Genomic DNA, 19,776 nt, shown 5'->3' with positions numbered 1-19,776 from the left:
ATGCCGATGACGATGGCGATGCAGTGGCGCTTCACGTGCGGTTGCGCCGAGCCAGCGCTTCTTCCCAGGCGAAGGCCTGGGCGACGATCTCGTCGAGGTCGTCGTGTTGCGGCCGCCACCCCAGCTTGTCGCGGATGCGGTCGGCCTTGGCCACGATCTGCGCCGGGTCGCCGGCCCTGCGTGGCGACAACCGGACCTCGAAGTCCCGGCCGGATACGCGCTTGACCACCTCGATCACCTCGAGGACCGAATAACCGCGACCGTATCCGCAATTGAGCGTCAGGCTGTCGCCGCCCGAGCGCAGATGCGCGAGCGCCACACGATGGGCCTCTGCGAGATCCGAGACCTGGATGTAGTCGCGCAGGCACGAGCCGTCTCGGGTCGGGTAATCCGTGCCGTACACGTCGAGATGGCTGCGCCGGCCCAGAGCCGCCTGCGTCGCCACCTTGATGAGATGGGTCGCATTGGGCGCCGATTGGCCGCTGCGCCCACGCGGATCGGCTCCGGCGACGTTGAAGTAACGAAGGATGACGTAGCTGAAGCCATGCGCCTTGGCGGCATCGGCGATCATCCACTCGCTCATCAGTTTCGAACGGCCGTAGGGATTGATCGGCGAGGTGACGAGATCTTCCGGAACCGGGACGACGTCCGGCTCGCCGTAGACGGCGGCGGTGGAGGAGAAGATGACGTGCTTCACGCCCGCCTCGACGGCAGCTTCGATCAGCGCCCGGGTCTTGACCGTGTTCGAGAGGTAGTAGCCGAGGGGGTCCGCGACCGAATCCGGCACGACGATCTTGGCGGCGAAATGCGCAAGGGCGTCGATCTCGTGCTCGGCAATGATCCTCTTCACCAGGGCCTGATCCGCCACGTCGCCGATGACCAGGGTGACCTCGGGCGGAAGCGCCCAATCGAACCCAGTGGACAGGTCGTCGAGGACGACGATGCCTTCGTGGCCGGCATCCAGAAGGGCCAGCACCATGTGGCTGCCGATATATCCTGCGCCGCCCGTGACCAGAACCGTCATTATCCAACCTTCATTCTGGTGATCCCGCAACAGGATACACCGAAAACCACTTGTGGAATGATACTTCACGTAGCGCAGCGTCGACCGTGGATACGGTCTCCTTCCTGCTCCATCGATCACGGCAACGTGCTATCGTGTCATGCCTCCGGGTTGTTCCCACCATATTTAAGAGACCGGGTCCCGCTTGATGAAACCGATTCGTAAAGCCGTCCTGCCCGTTGCGGGCCTGGGTACCCGTTTCCTTCCGGCGACCAAAGCCGTACCGAAGGAAATGCTGACCGTGGTCGACAGGCCCGTCGTCCAGCATGTGGTGGACGAGGCCCGCGAAGCCGGCATCGAGCATTTCATCTTCGTGACCGGCCGCGGCAAGGCCGTGATCGAAGACCATTTCGATATCGCCTTCGAACTCGACCGCATGCTTCAGGAGCGCGGCAAGGAGGCGATCTACGAAGAGCTCAAGCGCGATCTGCCGGCCGCCGGCCAGACGAGCTTCACCCGCCAGCAGGCGCCCCTCGGCCTCGGTCATGCGGTCTGGTGCGCGCGCGAGATCGTCGGCGACGAGCCCTTCGCGGTGCTGCTCCCCGACATGCTCAGCAAAGGCTGCATGCAGCAGATGCTGTCGGCCTATGAGCGCCATGGCGGCAACGTCATCGCCGTGGAGGAGGTGAAGCCGGAGGAGACGCACCAGTACGGGATCGTCGGCGTCGGCGAGACCTACGGCCAGACCTTCGAGATCGACGGCATGATCGAGAAGCCCAAACAGGGCACCGCGCCGTCGAACTTCATCATTTCCGGACGCTACATCCTCCAGCCGGAGATCTTCTCGATCCTCGAACAGGGCGAGAAGGGTGCCGGCGGCGAGATTCAGCTCACCGATGCGATGATCAAGCTCGCCGAGAAGCAATCCTTCTTCGGCATGCATTACGAGGGCCGGACCTACGATACCGGCTCCAAGCTCGGTTTCCTGACCGCCAACATCGCCTACGCGCTCCAGCGCAAGGACCTCGCCGAGCCGCTGAAGGCCGAGATCGCCCGCCTGCTCAACGAAGCATGAGGGCCTGAAACGGGAGGGACGAGTTCGGAGAGCTGCAAGCTGCGCAGTTCGGTGCACAAGGCGCGGGCTAGGTATGCACGGCGCGCGGCCTTTCGGCGACGAAATACCCTTGCGTTTTGTGCGTCGCACTTTACTTTGTGCATTGCGAGATCGCGATGGCGTCGCGGTCTGGCAGCCCTTCTTGGGCGTTTCCTCCCTAGACTTCGGGCCGCTCTTCGGAGCGGCCTTTTTTCTTGAGCACTCGATTTTTGGGGCGTTCCATTTTCTCGGGTGTTCGACGTGCTCGAGACGAGCGGCCATCGTCCGGGATGTCGCGCAGCGACGCGCTCCTCCGCTGCTTTCGCCTACTCGGCTGCCATCCGCCTCGGCGCGAGATCGTCAAGCTCCTCGGCGACCGCCTTAACCACATCGCGCAGCGTCCAGACCAGGTCCGAGAAGCCTTGCGTGATCGCGAGGTTGGCCTCGTTCATGTAGAGGCTGCGGTTGATCTCGATCTGAAGCGCGTGACGGCCGATATTCGGTTCGCCGTAATGCTCGGTGATGAAGCCGCCCGCATAGGGCTTGTTGCGCAGGGTGCGGAAGCCGCGAGCCCGCAGATGGTGCTCGAACGCCGCGATCAGGACGGGCGCGCAACTCGTTCCGAACCGGTCCCCGAGCACGAATTCGGCCTTTGCATCCTCCTCGCGGATGAGGCTCGATGACGGCATCGAGTGGCAATCGATGAGAATAGCGTGGCCGAAGCTCCGCGCGGTGCGCTGGACGAGGCCGCGCAGGGTCCGGTGATAAGGCTTGTAGAGATCCTCGATCCGCGCCACCGCTTCCTCGACCGGCAATCGCGTGCGGTAGATCTCCTGGCCGTCGGCGACCACTCGCGGCACCGTGCCGAGCCCGCCGGCGACGCGCATCGATCGCGTGTTGGCGAAGGGCGGGAGCCGACCGTCGAACATCCGGGGGTCGAGTTCGTAGGGCTCCCGGTTCACGTCGAGATAGGCCCTCGGGAAATTCGCCCGCATCAGCGGCGCGCCGAGATCGACCACCGGTGCGAAGAGCCTGTCGACATAGGCATCCTCGGAGCGCCGGAGGGCCAGCGCATCGAGACGGGACACCGCCAGGAACGTCTTCGGATAGACCGCACCGGAATGAGGCGTGTTGAACACGAACGGAAGCGTATGATCCGTCGGTTCGTCGATGACGAAGGGAGGGTCGAAGCTCCCCGGATTCACCGCGTTCTGGCGAGAGTTGGGCTCTGTCATCGCGGCGTGGGCGCCTCGGAGCGGGCAAGGAAACGCATGGCCGCACTGTGCGGTGTGTAGGTGAGCGTGTCCACTGCGACACGACCCGTCCGCAGGCGATCGATGTGCCGCCGGGCACTCTGCTCCGGAGCCGATCTCAACACCTTGTTTACCAAGTCTGCGCTTTATGAAAAGAACACAACGACTCACGGGTGCGGGACGCCGATCGATGAAGATCCTCCTAGCGGAAGACGACAACGACATGCGGCGCTTTCTCGCCAAGGCGCTGCAGAATGCCGGTTATGACGTGCTGTCGTTCGATAACGGCCTCTCGGCCTACAACCGCCTGCGCGAAGAACCTTTCGAGCTGCTCCTCACCGATATCGTGATGCCCGAGATGGACGGCATCGAGCTGGCGCGCCGCGCCACCGAACTCGATCCGGACATCAAGGTGATGTTCATCACCGGCTTCGCTGCCGTGGCGCTGAACCCGGATTCCAAGGCTCCGAAGGATGCGAAAGTGCTGTCAAAGCCGTTCCATCTTCGTGATCTCGTCAACGAGGTCGAGAAACTGCTGGCCGCCTGAGCCCGAACGCTCGGGCCGGCCGCAGTGTTCTTCCCGGTATGAAGACGGTTGCCGTTCCCCTATATGCTGAGGGGAGCGAAGCGGGACGTCTGCAAACCATGCCTCCGGTGACCATCTACACGACAGCCTGGTGCCCTTACTGCACCGCCGCCAAGACCTTGCTGCGGGAGAAGGGTGTCTCCTTTTCGGAGATCGACGTGGAGAAGATCGCGGGTTCCCGCCTCGCCATGATCCAGCGGGCCGGCGGCCGGACCAGCGTTCCGCAGATCTTCGTCGGAGATGCCCATGTGGGCGGCTGCGACGACCTCTACGCCCTCGACCGGTCCGGCAAGCTCGATCCGCTGCTGGCGGCTCCGGTGGCGCAGCCATGAGCGAGAACCCGTCCACGGCTCCCGACCGGTCCGAGCCACGTTTCGTCGCGGCCTGCGTCCAGATGCGTTCCGGGCGTGATCCGCTCGCCAACCGCGATGCGGCCGTCACTCTCGTACGCGAGGCGGCATCGCAGGGGGCTCACTACGTCCAGACGCCGGAGATGACGTCCCTGGTGGAGCGGGACAAGGCGAGCCTGTTCGCCAACGTTCGCGGACAGGACGAGGACGTGACCCTCTCGGCTCTGCGGGACGTGGCACGCGAGCGCGGCATCGTGGTCCATATCGGCTCGCTGGCCGTCCGCAACGGCGACAAGATCGCCAATCGCGCCTTCCTCATCGATGCGGAGGGGGCGATCACCGCGTCCTACGACAAGCTCCATCTCTATGATGTGGACCTGCCGAACGGCGAGCGCTGGCGCGAATCCAATACCTATACGGGTGGCGCCTGCGCCGTCGTCGCCGAGACCCCCTGGGCGCCCCTCGGCATCGCGATCTGCTACGATCTGCGCTTCCCGGCGCTGTATCGCGCCCTTGCGGAAGCCGGGGCGACGATCTTGAGCGCACCGGCCTGCTTCACCAAGCAGACGGGGGAGGCGCATTGGCACGTCCTCCACCGCGCCCGCGCCATCGAGACCGGATCGTTCATGATCTCGGCGGCCCAGGGCGGGCGCCACGAAGATGGCCGCGAGACCTACGGTCACTCGATCATCGTCGATCCGTGGGGCAAGGTGCTGGCGGATGCCGGCGGGGCCGAGCCGGGGGTGATCCTGGCCGAGATCGACCTCGCCCGCGTCACCGAGGCACGGGGACGTATCCCCGCCCTGAAACATGCCCGCCCCTTTACCGTGGAACGCGTCGGGCGAGTAGGCTGAGATGAGACCGGTTCGTTCCTGCCGATGATCCGTTACACGCTCGTCTGCGAGCACGGACACGATTTCGAAGGGTGGTTTCGTTCCAGCGATTCCTACGATGAACAGGCAGCGGGGGGGCTCGTGGAATGCCCTGTTTGCGGCTCGGTCAAAATCGCCAAGGCGATGATGGCACCGGCGGTGGCGAAGGCCGCCGTCAAGCCGGCCGCTCCGGTCGGCCCGGCGACGGAGACCGCTTCGAAGGAGCTCGTCGCCCCAGCCACGGTGCCGATGATGGCGGAGCCGGAGCGGCAGTTGCGCGCGCTGGTGCGGGCCGTCCGCGAGCACGTGACCCGCACGGCCGACGACGTCGGCCGGCAGTTCCCGGAAGAGGCTCGCCGGATGCATTACGGCGAGGCTGCATCGCGCCCGATCTACGGCGAGGCGAGCCCCGCCGAGGCGCGTGCCCTCATCGAGGAGGGGATCGACGTCGCCCCGCTTCCCACCCTGCCGGACGATCTGAACTGAGGCTTTGGGCCGATCCCGTCAGCGCTTGAGCGCGGCCGTCCCGGCGATGGATGCGAGGACGAAGGCGATGACGGCGTTCCAGCCCGCGAGCGATACGCCGAGGAAGCGCCAGGCGGCGGTGGAGCAATCGGCCACCCGCGTCGCCTGCAGGGTATCGAGGAAGTCGCCGACATCGCTCGGATTGGCGCCGCTCCCGCCGCCGCAATCCGCCGGGCCGGCCCACAGCGCCCATTCGGCGCCCGCATGGTAGACGCTGAGGCCCGCCCCGTAGAGCAGGCCGAGGGCCGCGAGCCCGAGGATCGCGCGGGTCAGGCGCTCGGGCGTGAACAGCGCCAGCACGGCGAGCGGGATCGCCGCATAATAGGGCAGGCGCTCCGTCAGGCAGAGCTTGCACGGCACGTAGCCGAGCACCCACTGGAAATAGAAGGCTCCGGCGATCGTCAGCGCGGAGCCGATCAGGATCGCCAGAGCGGCTCGGCGAAGGCGGAGAAGGGCGGAATAATCGATCACAGCAGCACCTTGAACAGGACGAAGCCGAGGATGATGGCGGCCACCGCGATGGCCGCGACGACATTGAGATGTCGGTCGAGGACGGCGCGGATCGAGACACCGTAGCGTTTCAACAGGCCGGCGAGCAGGAAGAATCGTGCGCCGCGGGTGATCAGCGACAGCAGGACGAACCAGAACAGGTCGTAATGGGCGAAGCCCGAGGTGATCGTCACCAGTTTGAACGGGATCGGCGTGAGGCCCTTCAGCAGGATCACCCAATGCCCGTAATGGGCGTAGGAGGCCTGGAAACTTTCGGCCTTGTCGGTCAGTCCGTAGACCGAGAACAGCCAGACGCCGATCGAATCGTAGAGCAGCGCGCCGATCGCGTAGCCGAGCAGGCCGCCGGCCACCGAGGACAACGTCGTGATCGTCGCATAGAGCCAGACCTTGTCCGGCCGGCTCACCGCCATCGGCACCAGCATCACGTCGGGCGGGACCGGGAAGAACGAACTCTCCGCGAAAGCCACCGCACCAAGCGCATAGGGCGCCGACGGCTTGCCCGCGAGCGCGAGTATCCACTCGTAGAGGCGGCGGATCATGGTTCAGCTTCTCTCCGAAAGGGGAAGGCGCGAGGCCCTTTGAGCACAACCCGGGCGCGGTTGCGAGCCGGAACGACGGAGGCAGAACCCCTCTGGCCGTCAGCGCGATCCTGTGCCATGACGCGGTTGTTGCGGGCGTGGTGGAACTGGTAGACGCGCCGGACTCAAAATCCGGTTCTGGTGACAGAGTGTCGGTTCGATTCCGACCGCCCGCACCATCAGCCCAGTTCAGCAAGCGCTCCTCTACAGTTTTCCCGTTCGTCACCGCGAATGCAGGAAGCGGCGGATCCAGCCGCCGATCCGGGGAGCGTCGCTCGTGCCCTCGAGAGAGGCGAGGGCGGCGGTTCGGAACGCCTCGTCGTGAGGAACGGCCGGGCGGTGTCCGGCGATGAGGGCGGTGGCGTAATCCGTCTCGAATTCCGGATGGACCTGGAACGAGATCGCCCGTCGTTCGGGGTAGGACAGGATGCCGTAGGGCGTGAACGCATTGCCGCCGAGGATGCGGGCCCCGGCGGGCGGAACGATCACCTGATCCTGATGGATGGCCGGGACCGAGACGCGGTCCGCCTCATCCATCCAATCCGCGCGTTCGAAGACGTCGTAGGTGTGGAGGCCGATGCCCCAGCCTTTCGGGGATTCCTCGACGGTACCGCCGAAGGCCGCCGCCATGACCTGGTGTCCGAAGCAGAGGCCGACCAGCTTGGCGCGCCCCTCGACGCCGCGCAGGAAGTCCTTGAGCGGCGCGATCCACGGCAGGTCGTCATAGATGCCCGCCGCCGATCCGGTGACGAAGAACGCGTCGAAATCGTCGGGAGAGGTGGGAAGCCGCCCCTCGGCCACCGGGAAGGTCGTGACCTCGGCAGCGTCGCCGATGAGCCGTTCGACCATGCGGCCATAGGACGGATAGGCCCCGGCCAGACGGGCGGGCGGCGTGCCCGCCTCGATGATTCCGATCTTCATCCCCGCCTTATGGTCGACACGCGTCCTCCTTGCGAGATCCGGCGCATCAGATCGCCGGATCGAGGGCCGTGGCGGGAGTGACCGCAGTCGGCCTCGCCAGGAAATGCGAGGCCAGCACGGCGACCACCATCACGGCCAGGAAGATCGCGAAGATCACCGGATTGAACACGACGAGGGCCACGAAGCAGATGCCGGCCATCGCCAGGGCGAAGGCGGGTGCCGCCGGAAAGAACGGCGCCCGGTAGGGGCGGGCGAGGTCGGGCTCGCTGCGGCGCAGCTTGAACAGGGCGGCCATGCTCATGCCGTACATGACCAGCGCGCCGAACACCGCCATGGTGACGATGCTCGCGGTGAGGGATTGCCCGGCGATCTCGATCAGGTTGTCGCTGTAGATCGCCGCGATGCCGACGAGGCCGCCGGCCACCGTGGCGATGTGCGGGGTCTGGAAGCGCGGATGGACCTTGGCGAGGAAGCCGGGCAGGTAGCCGGCGCGTCCGAGGGCGAAGATCTGGCGCGAATAGCCCATGATGATGCCGTGGAACGAGGCGACGAGGCCGAACAGGCCGAGCCAGACCAGCATGTGCAGCCAGCCGCTCGACTCGCCCACCACCGTCTTCATCGCCTGGGGCAGGGGGTCGTTGAGGTTGCTGAGCGTCCGCCAGTCGCCCGAGCCGCCGGCGAAGATCATCACGCCGAAGGCCAGGGCGGTGAGCGTCAGGACGCCGGTGATGTAGGCGATCGGGATGGTACGCTTGGGGTCCTTCGCCTCCTCGGCCGCCATGGCTACGCCCTCGATGGCGAGGAAGAACCAGATCGCGAAGGGGATCGCTGCGAACATGCCGCCGATGGACGCCAGGGTGAAGGTCGACTCGCCGGCCCAGCCATGGGCCGCGAAGTTGGTGAAGCTGAAGGCGGGGGCGACCACGCCCATGAAGACCAGGAGCTCGCCCACCGCCAGGATGGTCACGAACAATTCGAACGTGGCGGCGATCTGCACCCCGACGATGTTCAGGGTCATGAAGATCAGGTAGGCGCCGAGCGCCGCGTGTTTCGGGTCGAGCCCCGGAAACTGGACGTTGAGATAGGCGCCGATGGCGAGCGCGATGGCGGGGGGCGCGAAGACGAACTCGATCAGCGTGGCGTAGCCGGCGATGCAGCCGCCGATCGGTCCGAAGGCGCGCTTGCTGTAGGCGAAGGGGCCGCCGGCCTGCGGGATCGCGGTGGTCAGCTCGGTGAAGCTGAAGATGAAGGCGACGTACATCGCCGCGATGAAGGTCGTGGTGACGAGGAAGCCGAGCGTGCCGGCGCTGGCCCAGCCGTAGCTCCAGCCGAAATACTCGCCCGAGATCACGAGGCCGACGGCGATGCCCCACAAGTGAAACGCGTTCAGACCTTTATGAAGGCTGGTGGATTCGCTTTGCATGATCGGTTCCCGCCATCGGCATCGGCTGCCGTCGGGCAACGGCCAAGCAAGAGTGCTGCCGAAAGCGCGGATCACCAAATGCCGGGCGGGAACCCGGCCTCAGGCCGCCCGGACCCGCGGGCGCAGACGTCCGGTCTCCTTCGGGCGGATGTCCATGGCGTTCCCGCGCCAGACGATGGCGCTCTGCATCCAGGCGCTGGTCCACATGACGGGCAGGATCGCGTCGCGGAGCAGGAAGGCGAGGACGAGGCGGGGCGAGCGGTGCCAGCCGGCGCGGGCGGCGAGGGCGTATTCCGCCCCGTACCAGAGGGCGGCCATCGCGGCGACGCCGACGAGGACCGGCGCCGTCGGGACCGCGATGGCCGCGACCGCGAAGGGAAGCAGGGCCCCCGATCCGATCTCTGGGGCGAAGAAGTGCGGGAACGTCACCCGGCGCAGGCGCGCCCAGCGCACCTGACGGGACCAGACCTCGCGGAACGCCCGGCATCCGAGGGGCTGTTCGAACGGCGCGGCCACGAGATGCACCCGCTTTCCGGCGGCGCGGACGAGCTTGGTCGCCGCCGCGTCCTCGGCGATCTCCGCGGCCAGCGCGCGGATGCCGCCATGCGCGTCGAGGAAGGGCTTGTGCCAGAGCATGCTCTTGCCCTGGGCAAAGCCGAGGCCGAGGCTCTCGCCGGTATATTGCCAGCGGGCCTGGAGGGTGTTGAGAAAGGCGCATTCGAGTTCGGCGAAGAGCCCGTCCGGCCGCGCGCCGATCGGCGTCGAGCAGACCAGCCCGGTATCCGGCCGCCACGAGGCCTGGAGCCGCTGGAGGTAGTCGGGCGGCATCAGCACGTTGGAATCGGCGAGCACCACCCAGTCGTGCCGGGCCTCCTCCCAGCCGCGGACGCAATTGTTGAGCTTCGGATTGTCGCTGATGCGCTCGTCCCCGACGATCAGGCGTGCCGGCACCCCCGGATGGGCCGCCATCAGGCGATGCAGCAGTGGGACGACGGGGTCGCGGCCATCGGCGACGCAGAAGATCAGTTCGTAACTCGGATGGGCGAGCCGGAAGCCGCGCTCCAGCATCTCCTCGCTGAAGGCTTCGAGGCCGCAGACCGGACGCACCAGCGAGATCGGCGCGGCGGCGGGAAAGCTCGCCGTGCCGCGATCCCGTCCGATCCGGCGTGCCGCGATGGCGATGCTCAGGAGGTTGACGAGCGTCAGCACGGCACAGAGCGAGAGCGCGACGACCGCGCCGGTCTCGATGCTGCCGATCATGCCGCCATTCCTCCCCGCCTCCGCCATTCGACGGAACCAGCCCATGACGAGGGGCCTAACAGGTGGGCTGTTTCAGTCGTATGACAGGGTGCGGGTGACGTTGGCGCGGGGGCCGATCGGCCTCTCCGCGAAGAAAGGTGTGGCGTGGGCGAAACGAGGCGCGTGGCCGTTCTGGGGGCCGGGATAGCGGGGGCCGTCGCCGCCCGGCACTTGAGCGAGGCCGGTCTGGCCGTCACCGTCTTCGACAAGGGGCGTGGCATCGGCGGGCGGATGGCCACGCGACGGGTCGACGAATCCGGTCTCTCCTTCGATCACGGCGCCCAGTTCATGCGGGCGCATGGAGCCGGTTTTCGCGAACGCCTCGCCGACTGGACCGACCGGGGCATCGTCGGCGAGTGGGAGGAAACGGGCGGATCCGTCGGCATTCCCGGCATGACGGCACCGGTCCGCGATCTCCTCGACGGGATCGAGACGCGCTCGGGCCGCAAGATCACCCGCCTCGAAAACGTGGGCGGATCATGGCGCCTCGATATCGCCGAGGGGTCCGAGGGCGAGGTCTTCTCCGATGGCGAGGTCTTCGACGCGGTGGCGGTGAGCTTTCCCGCACCGCAGGTCGCAGCCCTACTGGCGGCGAGCGACGTGTCGCTGCCGGGGCTCGAGATCCCGGTCTATGCGCCGTGCTGGTCGCTGATGCTGGCCTGGGAGGGGGATTGCCCGCTGCAGGGCGGCCCCCTGAACGACGCGAGCGGACCGATCGCGCAGATGTTTCGCGAGGATCGCAAGCCCGGACGATCGACCGATACGGTTCGGATGGTCGTCCATGCCACCCCGGACTGGTCGCGGACCCATCTCGAGAGGACGCGGGAGGAGGTCGCCGCCCTGCTCGTCGCGGCCATTGAGGCGAGTATGGACGCTCCACTGAAGCCGATCCATGCGAGCGCCCATCGCTGGCGTTATGCCCTTGTCGAGACGCCCCTCGGCCGGGATTGCCTCTACGATCCGTCGCTCAGGCTCGGCGCCTGCGGTGATTGGTGCCTCGGCCCGAGGGTGGAGGCCGCCCATGACAGCGGCGCGGCTCTCGCCGCGCGGATGATCGCGGATCTCGCATGATCCCGGCTTCGACATGATCCCGCCGATCGTCTTCCACCCGGCCTATCAAGCCGTCCTGCCCGACGGCCATCGCTTCCCGATGCGGAAATACGGTCGCCTCGCCGAGATGCTGACAGAACTCGGTCTCGCGCCCTCGGGCTTCGTCAGGCCGGAGCCCGCCGATGCTGCCCTGCTCAAGCGCGCCCACCGCGCGGATTACGTGGACGCGGTCCTCGCCTGTTCGGTGTCGCGGGAGATCGAGCGCAGCATCGGCCTGCCCGTGGACGAGAGTGTCGTCGCCCGTTCGCGCGCCTCGGCCGGCGGGACCCTCGCGGCGGCGCGACTGGCGCTGGAGCATGGCCTCGCGGGAAGTGCCGCCGGCGGCAGCCACCATGCGCGGCGTGAGACCGGCGCCGGATTCTGTCTGTTCAACGATGTCGCCATCGCCGCCCTGGCACTCCAGGAAGAGGGCACGATCCGCCGGGCGCTCATCGTCGATTGCGACGTCCACCAGGGCGACGGCACCGCCGATTGCCTTGCCGGGTCGCCGGACCTGTTCACCGTGTCGATCCATGCGGAGAAGAACTATCCGACGCGCAAGATCGCCGGCGATCTTGATATCGGCCTGAGCGACGGCGTTGACGATGCCGGTTACGCCGCGGTGCTCGGCGCGCATCTGCCGGGCCTCCTCGACGGCCTCGCACCGGACCTCGTCTTTTACAACGCCGGTGTCGACCCGCACGTGGACGACCGGCTCGGGCGTCTGTCGCTCACCGATGCCGGCCTGCGGGCGCGCGACTTAACCGTCGTCGGAGAGGCGCGGCGGCGGCGCATCCCCCTCGTGGCGGTCATCGGCGGCGGCTATACCGGCGATATCGACGCGCTCGCCGCCCGCCACGCCCTCGTCTTCCAGGCCATGGCGGCGCTCGCCTGACGCGCCGTCACTCCCGTCCGCAGGAATCCGGTGGGATCTCGGCCTCGGTCACGGAACGCGCCACCTTCTCGAGGCCGTCGAAGAGACGTTCGAGCTGCGGACCTTCCATGGAATGGAAGCCCAGCGTCCGGGTGATCAGCAGCCCCAGCGTCGAGAAGACGAGCGCCGCGCCGATCCCCGGGCATCGTTCGATCTTCTCGAACCCGGCGAGCCGCTCGCCGAGGAAGGCGTTGAAGCCCGCGAAGGCTTCAGGGTTCTCCGCGGAAGCGAGGAGCAGCGCCCGCGGAAATCCCTCCTCGTCGGCATAGACCTGCCGCGCATGGGCGATCAGGGCGAGGGGCAGGGCGGAGGGCCCGGGAACCTGCTCCGCTTCGTGCCGGGCGATGTCCTCCTTGACCTCCTTGAGTTTGCGCTCGGCGAGGGCCGAGATCAGCGCGTCCTTGGATGCGAAATGGTGGAGGACCCCGCCCTTGCTCAGGCTCGCCTCGGTCGCGACCGCATCGATCGTGAGAGTCCGCGTGCCCGAGCGGCGGATCAGGCTTTCGGCGGCATCGAGGATGATACTCGCCCGATCGTCGCGCCGTGTGCGCGGCTTCACCATCTGTCTGTCTTCCGTTAAAAACCGTCTGGACGGTCGGTAGGATAGCCGATAGGAGTGGCGGCCGATAGAGCTTTCACGGAACGGGATCGCAGTGTCTGGCCTGACCATGTCCGCTCGACGAGCCCGCGATGCGCGGCTCGTCGTGATTCTCTGGTTCGCCGCGCTCGTCGGTATCGTCGGCCTTCCGGCGCAGGCGAACGAGCCCGTGGAACCGTCCGTCGCCGACGCGGCGAAACGGAGTATCGCGGTGGTCCGAACGGTGAAGGCGGAGCGCAGCACGATCGCCGCGGACCTCGTCTTCACCGGCGACATCCAGGCCCAGTCCCAGGTGAACGTGGCCTTCCGCAACAACGGGAAGATCGCCACCCGCCTCGTCGAGGTCGGCGATCATGTCACCGCCGATCAGGTCCTCGCCAGGCTCGATCCTCAGGAGCAGCGCTCCAACCTCAACAATGCGCAGGCGGCGCTGACCTCGGCCGAGGCGCTGCTGACCCAGGCCAAGGTCAATTTCAAGCGCCAGGAGATGCTGCTCTCCAGCGGCTACACCACGCGGCCGAGCTATGACGATGCCGAGCAGCAATTGCGCACGACCCAGGCCTCCGTCGAGTCCGCCAAGGCGGCACTCGGCACGGCCCAGGAGCAGTTTTCCTACACCGACCTGAAGGCGGGCGTGGACGGCATCGTCCTGAGCCGCAGCTTCGAGGTGGGGCAGGTGGTTCAGGCTGGCCAGACCGTCCTCACCATGGCCGAGGACGGGCCGCGCGATGCGGTGTTCAACGTGTTCGAGGCGGTGCTCGCGACCCCGCCCGAGAGCAAGAACGTCGACATCACCCTCCAGGCCGACCCGAAGGTGCGGACGGTCGGCACCGTGCGCGAGATCTCGCCGAGCGTCGATTCCACCTCCGGGACGGTGCGGGTGAAGATCGGCCTGAAGGACACGCCCGCCGCCATGTCGCTGGGGGCCATCGTCATCGGCACGGGCAAGTTCCGGCCGCAGACCGCGATCGTCCTGCCCTGGTCGTCGCTCTATCGCTGGGAGGACGGTCCCGCGGTCTGGGTCCGCGATCCGGCGAGCGGCAAGGTCGCCCCCCGTAACGTCACCATCGAACGCTACTCTCCCAACACCATCGCCCTGTCCGGCGGGGTCGAGCCGGGCGAGGAGGTCGTCATCGCCGGTATCCAGTTTCTCAGGCCGGGGCAGACCGTGTCCGTCGCCGAGGAGATCGGCCGATGATCCGCGCCGGCATCCGCCTCGCCCTGGCCTCGGCGGTCCTCGCCGTCCTCGGCGCCTGCCACGGAGCCGAGGACGAGGCCGGCCCGCCGCCGGTGCGGCCCGTGCTCTATGCGGTGGCAAAGCCCGTCGACACGATCGTGTTCGGACCCTTCGCCGGGTTCGTCGCCCCCCGTTACCAGTCTGAGATCGGCTTCCAGATCGCCGGCCGTATGATCGCCCGCGACGTGACGATGGGCGACGTGGTCAAGAAGGGCCAGCGGATCGCCGCCCTCGACCCCATCGTGACGCGTTTCGCCCTCACCCGCGCCGAGGCGGAACTCGCCGACGCGACGGCGCAGGCCGAGAACGCCAGCGCGACCGAACTCCGGCAGCGCCGCCTGATGGCCAACGGCAACGTCACGCAGGCCCGTCTCGACAGTGCCGTGGCGAGCCGGGACACCGCGCAGGCCCGCCTCGCCCAGGCACAGGCGAACCTGCAGAAGGCCCGCGATCAGATGGGGTATACCGAGCTGCATGCCGATTTCGACGGTGTCGTCACGGTGCGCAGCGCGGAGGTCGGCCAAGTCCTCTCGGCCGGGCAGGCGGTCGCGACCCTGGCCCGTCCGGAGGAGCGCGAGGCCGTTGTCGACATCCCCGAGGACCTCGTGGGCGCCATGCCGAAGGATGCGGTCTTCACCGTGTCGCTCCAGAGCGCGCCCGACGTGACGGCGACGGGCAAGGTCCGCGAGATCTCGCCCTTCGCCGACCAGAGGACCCGCACCCGGCGCATCCGGATGACCCTGCTCGACCCGTCGGACGCCTTCCGCCTCGGCTCCACCATCACGGTCGGGCTCTCGCGCCAGATGAAGCCGCGCTTCCCGCTGCCGGCGACGGCATTGTTCGAGGCGGATGGGCAAAGCGCGGTCTGGATCGTGAACGAGGCCGGGGATTCCGTCTCCCGGCGCGACGTCACCGTGGCCGAGCGGAGCGACGACCGCGTCGCCATCACCGACGGACTGAAAGCCGGCGAGCGCGTCGTGCTCGCGGGCGCCCGCAGCCTCAGCGAAGGCCAGCGGGTCCGCCTGTCCGACAAGCCGCAATAGTCCTGCTCGAACAGCGTCACGCGAGAATCGCCCGTGAAGAACTTCAACCTGTCCGAATGGGCGCTCGAGCATCGCTCCTTCGTCTGGTTCCTGATGCTGATCTCGATGGTGGCGGGTTTCCTCGCCTACGAGAAGCTCGGCCGCGAGGAGGATCCGCCCTTCGCCATCAAGACGATGATCGTGCAGGCACGCTGGCCCGGCGCGACGATCGGCGACACTCTCGATCAGGTCACGGAGCGGATCGAGAAGGAACTGCAGCAGATCGACGCCGTCGATTTCAGCCGCAGCTACACCGTGCCGGGGCAGACGACGGTCTTCGTGCAATTGCGCGAGACGACGCCGCCCAAGACCATTCCGGGCATCTTCTATCAGGTCCGCAAGCGCATCGGCGACATCGCCAACACCTTCCCGCAGGGCATCCAGGGGCCGTTCTTCAACGACGAGTTCGGCGACGTCTTCGGCAACGTCTACGCCTTCACGGCGGACGGCGTCTCGATGCGCCAGCTGCGCGACTACGTCGAGCGGGTGCGGGCCGACCTGAAGAAGGTCAACAATGCCGGCAAGATGCAGCTCCTCGGTGCCCAGGACGAGGCGATCTACCTCGACTTCTCGACCCGCAAGCTCGCCGGCCTCGGCGTCGACCAGGCCGCCGTCATCAAGACCCTGCAGGCCCAGAACGCCATCGCTCCGTCGGGCGTGATCCAGGCCGGGCCGGAGCGGGTCTCGGTGCGGGTCGGCGGACAGTTCGTTTCCGAGGACAGCCTCCGCACGATCAATCTGCGGGTGAACGATCGGTTCTTCCGCCTGTCGGACGTCGCCGAGATCTCGCGCGGCTTCACCGATCCGCCCACCAACCTGTTCCGCTTCAACGGCCAGCCGGCGATCGGACTCGCCATCGCCATGCAGCCGTCGGGCAACCTCCTCACCTTCGGCACCGACCTGAAGGCGCGGATGAAGAAGCTCGAGGGTGAGTTGCCCTACGGTGTCGGCATCCATCTCGTCTCGGACCAGCCCAAGATCGTCGAGGAGGCCGTGGGCGGCTTCACCAAGGCGCTGATCGAGGCCGTGGTGATCGTGCTCGCAGTGAGCTTCATCAGCCTCGGCTGGCGTGCGGGGCTCGTGGTCTCGTTCTCGATCCCCCTCGTCCTCGCCGTGGTCTTCGTGGTGATGCAGGTGATGGGCGTCACGCTCCAGCGCATCTCCCTCGGTGCCCTCATCATCTCGCTCGGCCTCCTCGTCGACGACGCGATGATCACCGTGGAGATGATGGTCGCGCGGTTGGAGGTCGGCGACACCCTGAAGAAGGCGGCGACCTTCGCCTACACCTCCACCGCCTTCCCGATGCTCACCGGCACCCTCGTCACCGTTGCCGGGTTCCTCCCCATCGGCTTCAACGGCTCGGCGGCGGGCGAATACACCTACAGCCTGTTCGTGGTCATCGCGGCCTCCCTGCTGATCTCCTGGGTGGTGGCGGTGCTGTTCGCGCCGCTCATCGGCATCAAGCTCCTGCCGAAGACCATCAAGAAGCACCATGACAAACCGAGCTTCCTGCTGCGCACGTTCCGCGGGATGCTGCTGCCGGCGATGCGCTTCCGCTGGGTCACGGTGGCGTTATGCATCGGGCTGCTCGGCCTGTCGCTCTACGGAATCCAGTTCGTGCAGCAGCAGTTCTTCCCGGCTTCCGACCGTCCCGAGATCCTCGTGGACATGACGCTGCCGCAGAATGCCAGCATCGCCGAGACCAAGGCGCAGATGGACCGGTTCGAGGCGACGCTGAAGGGCGATCCCGACATCCTGCGCTGGAGTTCCTATGTCGGTCAGGGCGCGGTGCGCTTCTATCTCCCCCTCGACCAGCAGCTCGGCAACGCGTTCTTCGGACAGATCATCGTCGTGACCTCTTCGCTGGAGGCGCGAGACAAGATGATGCAGAAGTTCGAGGCGCTGGCCGCCAAGGAGTTCGTCGGCACCGACGTGTTCGTCCACTCCCTCGATCTCGGCCCGCCGGTGGGACGGCCTATCCAGTACCGCCTGAGCGGACCCGATCTCCAGAAGGTCCGCGGCCTCGCTCTCCAGCTCAGCAACATCGTCGCTTCGAACCCGAATGTCGGCCTGCCGAACCTCGATTGGAACGAGCCGGGCAAGGTGCTCAAGGTGGAGATCATCCAGGACAAGGCGCGCCAGCTCGGCGTCACCTCGGAGGACATCGCGGGCCTCCTCAACGGCATCGTCGGCGGCCGTTCGATCACGCAGGTGCGCGACTCGATCTACCTCGTGGACGTCATCGGCCGCGCCCAGGCGGCCGAGCGCAACTCGGTCGAGACGCTCCAGAGCCTGCAGGTGCCGCTCTCGAACGGCAGTGTCGTGCCGCTCCTGGCCTTCGCCACCGTGAGCTACGAACTCGAACAGCCCATCGTCTGGCGCCGCGACCGCCTGCCGACGATCACGGTACGGGCGGCGATCGTCAACGACACCCAGGCGCCGACCATCGTCAACCAGCTCGATCCGGCCATCAAGGCGTTCGAGAAGACGCTCCCGGACGGCTACACCCTCGCGGTCGGCGGCGCCGTGGAGGAGAGCGCCAAGGGCAGCGGACCCATCGCGGCGGTGGCGCCGGTGATGCTGCTCGCCATGGCGATGTTCCTGATGATCCAGCTCCAGAGCTTCCAGAAGCTGTTCCTGGTGGCGAGCGTGGCGCCGCTCGGGCTCATCGGCGTGGTGGCGATCCTGCTGCCCTTCGGCAAGCCGCTCGGCTTCGTCGCGATCCTCGGCGTCCTGGCGCTCATCGGCATCATCATCCGCAACTCTGTGATCCTGGTGATGCAGATCGACGAATACGACAAGGAGGGCATGGCGCCCTGGGACGCTGTGGTGGAGGCGACCTGCCACCGGATGCGGCCGATCCTGCTCACCGCGGGTGCGGCGAGTCTCGCCCTCATCCCGATCGCGCGCGAGGTGTTCTGGGGGCCGATGGCCTATGCCATGATCGGCGGCATCATCGCCGCCACCTTCCTGACGCTGTTCTTCCTGCCGGCTCTCTACGTCGGCTGGTACCGGATCAAGGCGCCGAAGGGAGATCGGCCGGCAGGCGGCGCTCCGGCCGAGACCGCCGCGCATGGTCACGCCTAGGGCCGGCCATGCTCGGCGATGGCGCTAGGCCTGGCGATCAGGGCGCCGAGGCCGGGCAGAGTGCGGGCTCCAGTGCCCGCATGACGCGGCGATAGCCGGCGATGTGCAGGTCGTCGCGGAGGGCACCGGCGACGGCGTATCCGCCATCGCCGTCGCGTAGGTCGGCGAACGGGTCGGCATAGGTGCAGCCGCCTCGCTCGCAGAAGCCGCGGATGCGCGCGGAATAGACGCCGACCGCCTCGGCATCGAGTTTGGCGCCGGCCCTGCGACCGATCGGCGGCACGGCGGTCACCACCACGCGGTCCGTCACCCCCCGCAGCTTGCCGACGATCCGGGCGAGGGATTGCTCGAACCGTGCGATGCTTCCGGCCGAGCGCGGGTCGCCCTTGGTGAAGAGATCGTTGGTGCCGATCGTCAGCACCGCCGCGCGCGGGCGTGTGGGTATGGTGACGCGATCGAGGAGGTCGGCATAGATCGCGGCGCTCGCCCCGTTGATGCCGGCATTGACGAGTTCGAGGCCGCAGACGCGCTGGCCGGTGCTCTGCAGTTCGGCCTGGGAATCCCCCTCGACCAGGATGTAGTCGGGAGGCGCCTCGTCGAGATGGACCTGGACCACGATGAGGCGGTTCGTGGCGTAGAGCAGGGCGCTCAGCTTGGGAACGTGCGACTGCCATCCGATCGCTCCGCCGGCGGCGAGGGCCGTGAGCGCGATGGCGGCGACCAGGGGAAGGCGCATCAGGAACCTTGGGTCCGTCCGGCGGTGCCGGCCCTGTCGACGGTGGCGCCCGGCCGCGAATCCGTCGTGGCGTAATAAGGCTTGATGTCGAGGAGCGGCGTATCGTCGAGGCAGTCGAGGCCCCTGACGCTCACGGTTCCGCCCTCGATGCCGAGGAGTTCCACCACCGAGAGCGCGATGGGGTTCGGCCGTGCCGGAGAGCGGAGGGAGAAGGTGCCGCGACTGCCCTCGGCATGGCGCGGCCTCTGGCGCACGATGTCGCGGGCGGCCCGGTCCATCCAGTAGAGCACGATGAGGTGGCTCGCTCCTTCCACGTTCTGCAAGGCCGAGGCGTAGGCGGCATCCACCTGCAGCGTACAGACGGCGTCGGTCTGGAGCCCGTTCTTCGGGCATTCGGCCCGCGTCGCCCAGGGCGTGCGGATACGGCCGATGAAGTAGAGCCCGGCATCGTAGGAGGCCGGCAGGGCAATGGTCTCCTCGCCGGGCCGCCGGTCGATGGGGTCGCTCATCACGCGCACCGTGTTCGAGGAAGGATGTCCGGCGCGAAGGTCCGGCCCGGTCGTGTCGGTCAACTCGGCCCGATCCGCAAGTCCCTGATCG

General features: G+C 67.3%; 20 protein-coding genes and 1 tRNA gene. 11 read left to right on the top strand and 10 right to left on the bottom strand.

Features of this window, described 5'->3' with window-relative positions:
- Nucleotides 1-31 precede the first annotated feature (31 nt).
- A complete protein-coding gene (gene galE / locus ACFQ4G_RS12425; protein WP_238202744.1) occupies nt 32-1,024 on the bottom strand; it encodes a UDP-glucose 4-epimerase GalE in 993 nt (330 codons plus the stop codon).
- A 187-nt stretch (nt 1,025-1,211) separates the two neighbouring features.
- On the opposite strand from galE, the gene galU reads away from it, so the two are divergent.
- The gene (gene galU / locus ACFQ4G_RS12420) at nt 1,212-2,078 is read left to right on the top strand and encodes a UTP--glucose-1-phosphate uridylyltransferase GalU (RefSeq protein ID WP_238202734.1); all 867 of its coding nucleotides are present in this window, start codon (nt 1,212-1,214) and stop codon (nt 2,076-2,078) included.
- Between the two features lie 344 nt (nt 2,079-2,422).
- On the opposite strand, the gene ACFQ4G_RS12415 is transcribed toward galU, so the two are convergent.
- Nucleotides 2,423-3,331: an N-formylglutamate amidohydrolase gene (locus ACFQ4G_RS12415; protein ID WP_238202732.1), complete on the bottom strand. Its 909-nt coding sequence runs from the start codon at nt 3,329-3,331 to the stop codon at nt 2,423-2,425.
- A 208-nt stretch (nt 3,332-3,539) separates the two neighbouring features.
- Here ACFQ4G_RS12415 and cpdR point away from each other — a divergent pair, with 208 nt between their 5' ends.
- The 4 genes from cpdR (at nt 3,540) to ACFQ4G_RS12395 (ending at nt 5,643) form a co-directional block, all read left to right on the top strand.
- Nucleotides 3,540-3,896, top strand: coding sequence for a cell cycle two-component system response regulator CpdR (gene cpdR, locus ACFQ4G_RS12410; RefSeq protein WP_003603128.1), 357 nt, complete (start codon nt 3,540-3,542; stop codon nt 3,894-3,896).
- A gap of 98 nt (nt 3,897-3,994) precedes the next feature.
- Complete coding sequence (gene grxC, locus ACFQ4G_RS12405) at nt 3,995-4,267, top strand: glutaredoxin 3 (protein WP_238202730.1); 273 nt, start codon at nt 3,995-3,997, stop codon at nt 4,265-4,267.
- On the top strand, nt 4,264-5,139 hold the full coding sequence (locus ACFQ4G_RS12400) for a carbon-nitrogen hydrolase family protein (protein ID WP_238202728.1): 876 nt from the start codon (nt 4,264-4,266) through the stop codon (nt 5,137-5,139). Before grxC ends, ACFQ4G_RS12400 begins: the two co-directional genes overlap by 4 nt.
- 24 nt (nt 5,140-5,163) lie before the next feature.
- Nucleotides 5,164-5,643 carry a DUF1178 family protein gene (locus ACFQ4G_RS12395; RefSeq protein WP_238202726.1) on the top strand — a complete coding sequence of 160 codons (480 nt, stop codon included), beginning with the start codon at nt 5,164-5,166 and terminating at the stop codon, nt 5,641-5,643.
- An 18-nt stretch (nt 5,644-5,661) separates the two neighbouring features.
- On the opposite strand, the gene ACFQ4G_RS12390 is transcribed toward ACFQ4G_RS12395, so the two are convergent.
- On the bottom strand, nt 5,662-6,153 hold the full coding sequence (locus tag ACFQ4G_RS12390) for a disulfide bond formation protein B (RefSeq protein WP_238202725.1): 492 nt from the start codon (nt 6,151-6,153) through the stop codon (nt 5,662-5,664).
- Complete coding sequence (locus ACFQ4G_RS12385) at nt 6,150-6,731, bottom strand: YqaA family protein (RefSeq protein ID WP_238202723.1); 582 nt, start codon at nt 6,729-6,731, stop codon at nt 6,150-6,152. The genes ACFQ4G_RS12390 and ACFQ4G_RS12385 overlap by 4 nt, the downstream gene beginning before the upstream one ends.
- Before the next feature lie 131 nt (nt 6,732-6,862).
- Between ACFQ4G_RS12385 and ACFQ4G_RS12380 the strand changes: the two genes are divergently transcribed.
- A tRNA-Leu gene (locus tag ACFQ4G_RS12380) sits at nt 6,863-6,949 on the top strand.
- Nucleotides 6,950-6,992: 43 nt separating this feature from the next.
- Here the strand turns inward: ACFQ4G_RS12380 and ACFQ4G_RS12375 are convergent.
- The 3 genes from ACFQ4G_RS12375 to ACFQ4G_RS12365 form a co-directional block, all read right to left on the bottom strand.
- Nucleotides 6,993-7,691 (bottom strand): glutamine amidotransferase-related protein, encoded by a 699-nt coding sequence (locus ACFQ4G_RS12375; RefSeq protein WP_238202721.1) that lies wholly within the window; start codon nt 7,689-7,691, stop codon nt 6,993-6,995.
- Nucleotides 7,692-7,737: 46 nt separating this feature from the next.
- Nucleotides 7,738-9,114, bottom strand: a complete 1,377-nt coding sequence (gene eat, locus ACFQ4G_RS12370) for an ethanolamine permease (RefSeq protein WP_238202719.1) — start codon at nt 9,112-9,114, stop codon at nt 7,738-7,740.
- Between the two features lie 99 nt (nt 9,115-9,213).
- The gene (locus ACFQ4G_RS12365; protein ID WP_238202717.1) at nt 9,214-10,374 is read right to left on the bottom strand and encodes a ceramide glucosyltransferase; all 1,161 of its coding nucleotides are present in this window, start codon (nt 10,372-10,374) and stop codon (nt 9,214-9,216) included.
- A gap of 162 nt (nt 10,375-10,536) precedes the next feature.
- On the opposite strand from ACFQ4G_RS12365, the gene ACFQ4G_RS12360 reads away from it, so the two are divergent.
- Together ACFQ4G_RS12360 and ACFQ4G_RS12355 are read left to right on the top strand one after the other, a co-directional pair.
- Complete coding sequence (locus ACFQ4G_RS12360) at nt 10,537-11,484, top strand: NAD(P)/FAD-dependent oxidoreductase (protein ID WP_238202716.1); 948 nt, start codon at nt 10,537-10,539, stop codon at nt 11,482-11,484.
- A gap of 13 nt (nt 11,485-11,497) precedes the next feature.
- Complete coding sequence (locus tag ACFQ4G_RS12355; protein WP_238202714.1) at nt 11,498-12,397, top strand: histone deacetylase family protein; 900 nt, start codon at nt 11,498-11,500, stop codon at nt 12,395-12,397.
- Nucleotides 12,398-12,404: 7 nt separating this feature from the next.
- Here ACFQ4G_RS12355 and ACFQ4G_RS12350 read toward each other — a convergent pair whose 3' ends face one another.
- Nucleotides 12,405-12,998 carry a TetR/AcrR family transcriptional regulator gene (locus ACFQ4G_RS12350; RefSeq protein WP_238202712.1) on the bottom strand — a complete coding sequence of 198 codons (594 nt, stop codon included), beginning with the start codon at nt 12,996-12,998 and terminating at the stop codon, nt 12,405-12,407.
- A gap of 106 nt (nt 12,999-13,104) precedes the next feature.
- Here ACFQ4G_RS12350 and ACFQ4G_RS12345 point away from each other — a divergent pair, with 106 nt between their 5' ends.
- The 3 genes from ACFQ4G_RS12345 to ACFQ4G_RS12335 are packed head-to-tail and all read left to right on the top strand — an operon-like array spanning nt 13,105 to nt 18,440.
- Nucleotides 13,105-14,232: an efflux RND transporter periplasmic adaptor subunit gene (locus tag ACFQ4G_RS12345; RefSeq protein WP_379040292.1), complete on the top strand. Its 1,128-nt coding sequence runs from the start codon at nt 13,105-13,107 to the stop codon at nt 14,230-14,232.
- Nucleotides 14,229-15,314: an efflux RND transporter periplasmic adaptor subunit gene (locus tag ACFQ4G_RS12340; protein WP_238202709.1), complete on the top strand. Its 1,086-nt coding sequence runs from the start codon at nt 14,229-14,231 to the stop codon at nt 15,312-15,314. The genes ACFQ4G_RS12345 and ACFQ4G_RS12340 overlap by 4 nt, the downstream gene beginning before the upstream one ends.
- Nucleotides 15,315-15,347: 33 nt before the next feature.
- Entirely contained in the window at nt 15,348-18,440 is a 3,093-nt protein-coding gene (locus ACFQ4G_RS12335; protein WP_238202707.1) for an efflux RND transporter permease subunit, read from the top strand.
- Nucleotides 18,441-18,477: 37 nt separating this feature from the next.
- Here the strand turns inward: ACFQ4G_RS12335 and ACFQ4G_RS12330 are convergent, their stop codons facing one another.
- On the bottom strand, nt 18,478-19,176 hold the full coding sequence (locus ACFQ4G_RS12330) for an SGNH/GDSL hydrolase family protein (protein ID WP_238202705.1): 699 nt from the start codon (nt 19,174-19,176) through the stop codon (nt 18,478-18,480).
- Nucleotides 19,176-19,685, bottom strand: coding sequence for a tRNA (N6-threonylcarbamoyladenosine(37)-N6)-methyltransferase TrmO (tsaA, locus tag ACFQ4G_RS12325; protein WP_238202764.1), 510 nt, complete (start codon nt 19,683-19,685; stop codon nt 19,176-19,178). The genes ACFQ4G_RS12330 and tsaA overlap by 1 nt, the downstream gene beginning before the upstream one ends.
- Between the last annotated feature and the right edge of the window lie 91 nt (nt 19,686-19,776).

Origin of the sequence: Methylobacterium marchantiae (genome assembly GCF_042679825.1) — a bacterium.
In the GTDB taxonomy this organism is placed as follows: domain Bacteria; phylum Pseudomonadota; class Alphaproteobacteria; order Rhizobiales; family Beijerinckiaceae; genus Methylobacterium; species Methylobacterium marchantiae.
Note: the sequence above shows the minus strand (reverse complement) of the source record. Positions and strands in the feature narration are given on the sequence as shown.

What these genes read in the sequence shown, in the direction of transcription:
- galE (WP_238202744.1), bottom strand. Translation starts at nt 1,024, where the DNA reads ATGACGGTTCTGGTCACGGGCGGCGCAGGATATATCGGCAGCCACATG.
- galU (WP_238202734.1), top strand. Translation starts at nt 1,212, where the DNA reads ATGAAACCGATTCGTAAAGCCGTCCTGCCCGTTGCGGGCCTGGGTACC.
- ACFQ4G_RS12415 (WP_238202732.1), bottom strand. Translation starts at nt 3,331, where the DNA reads ATGACAGAGCCCAACTCTCGCCAGAACGCGGTGAATCCGGGGAGCTTC.
- cpdR (WP_003603128.1), top strand. Translation starts at nt 3,540, where the DNA reads ATGAAGATCCTCCTAGCGGAAGACGACAACGACATGCGGCGCTTTCTC.
- grxC (WP_238202730.1), top strand. Translation starts at nt 3,995, where the DNA reads ATGCCTCCGGTGACCATCTACACGACAGCCTGGTGCCCTTACTGCACC.
- ACFQ4G_RS12400 (WP_238202728.1), top strand. Translation starts at nt 4,264, where the DNA reads ATGAGCGAGAACCCGTCCACGGCTCCCGACCGGTCCGAGCCACGTTTC.
- ACFQ4G_RS12395 (WP_238202726.1), top strand. Translation starts at nt 5,164, where the DNA reads ATGATCCGTTACACGCTCGTCTGCGAGCACGGACACGATTTCGAAGGG.
- ACFQ4G_RS12385 (WP_238202723.1), bottom strand. Translation starts at nt 6,731, where the DNA reads ATGATCCGCCGCCTCTACGAGTGGATACTCGCGCTCGCGGGCAAGCCG.
- ACFQ4G_RS12375 (WP_238202721.1), bottom strand. Translation starts at nt 7,691, where the DNA reads ATGAAGATCGGAATCATCGAGGCGGGCACGCCGCCCGCCCGTCTGGCC.
- eat (WP_238202719.1), bottom strand. Translation starts at nt 9,114, where the DNA reads ATGCAAAGCGAATCCACCAGCCTTCATAAAGGTCTGAACGCGTTTCAC.
- ACFQ4G_RS12365 (WP_238202717.1), bottom strand. Translation starts at nt 10,374, where the DNA reads ATGATCGGCAGCATCGAGACCGGCGCGGTCGTCGCGCTCTCGCTCTGT.
- ACFQ4G_RS12355 (WP_238202714.1), top strand. Translation starts at nt 11,498, where the DNA reads ATGATCCCGCCGATCGTCTTCCACCCGGCCTATCAAGCCGTCCTGCCC.
- ACFQ4G_RS12350 (WP_238202712.1), bottom strand. Translation starts at nt 12,998, where the DNA reads ATGGTGAAGCCGCGCACACGGCGCGACGATCGGGCGAGTATCATCCTC.
- ACFQ4G_RS12345 (WP_379040292.1), top strand. Translation starts at nt 13,105, where the DNA reads ATGTCCGCTCGACGAGCCCGCGATGCGCGGCTCGTCGTGATTCTCTGG.
- ACFQ4G_RS12340 (WP_238202709.1), top strand. Translation starts at nt 14,229, where the DNA reads ATGATCCGCGCCGGCATCCGCCTCGCCCTGGCCTCGGCGGTCCTCGCC.
- ACFQ4G_RS12330 (WP_238202705.1), bottom strand. Translation starts at nt 19,176, where the DNA reads ATGCGCCTTCCCCTGGTCGCCGCCATCGCGCTCACGGCCCTCGCCGCC.
- tsaA (WP_238202764.1), bottom strand. Translation starts at nt 19,685, where the DNA reads ATGAGCGACCCCATCGACCGGCGGCCCGGCGAGGAGACCATTGCCCTG.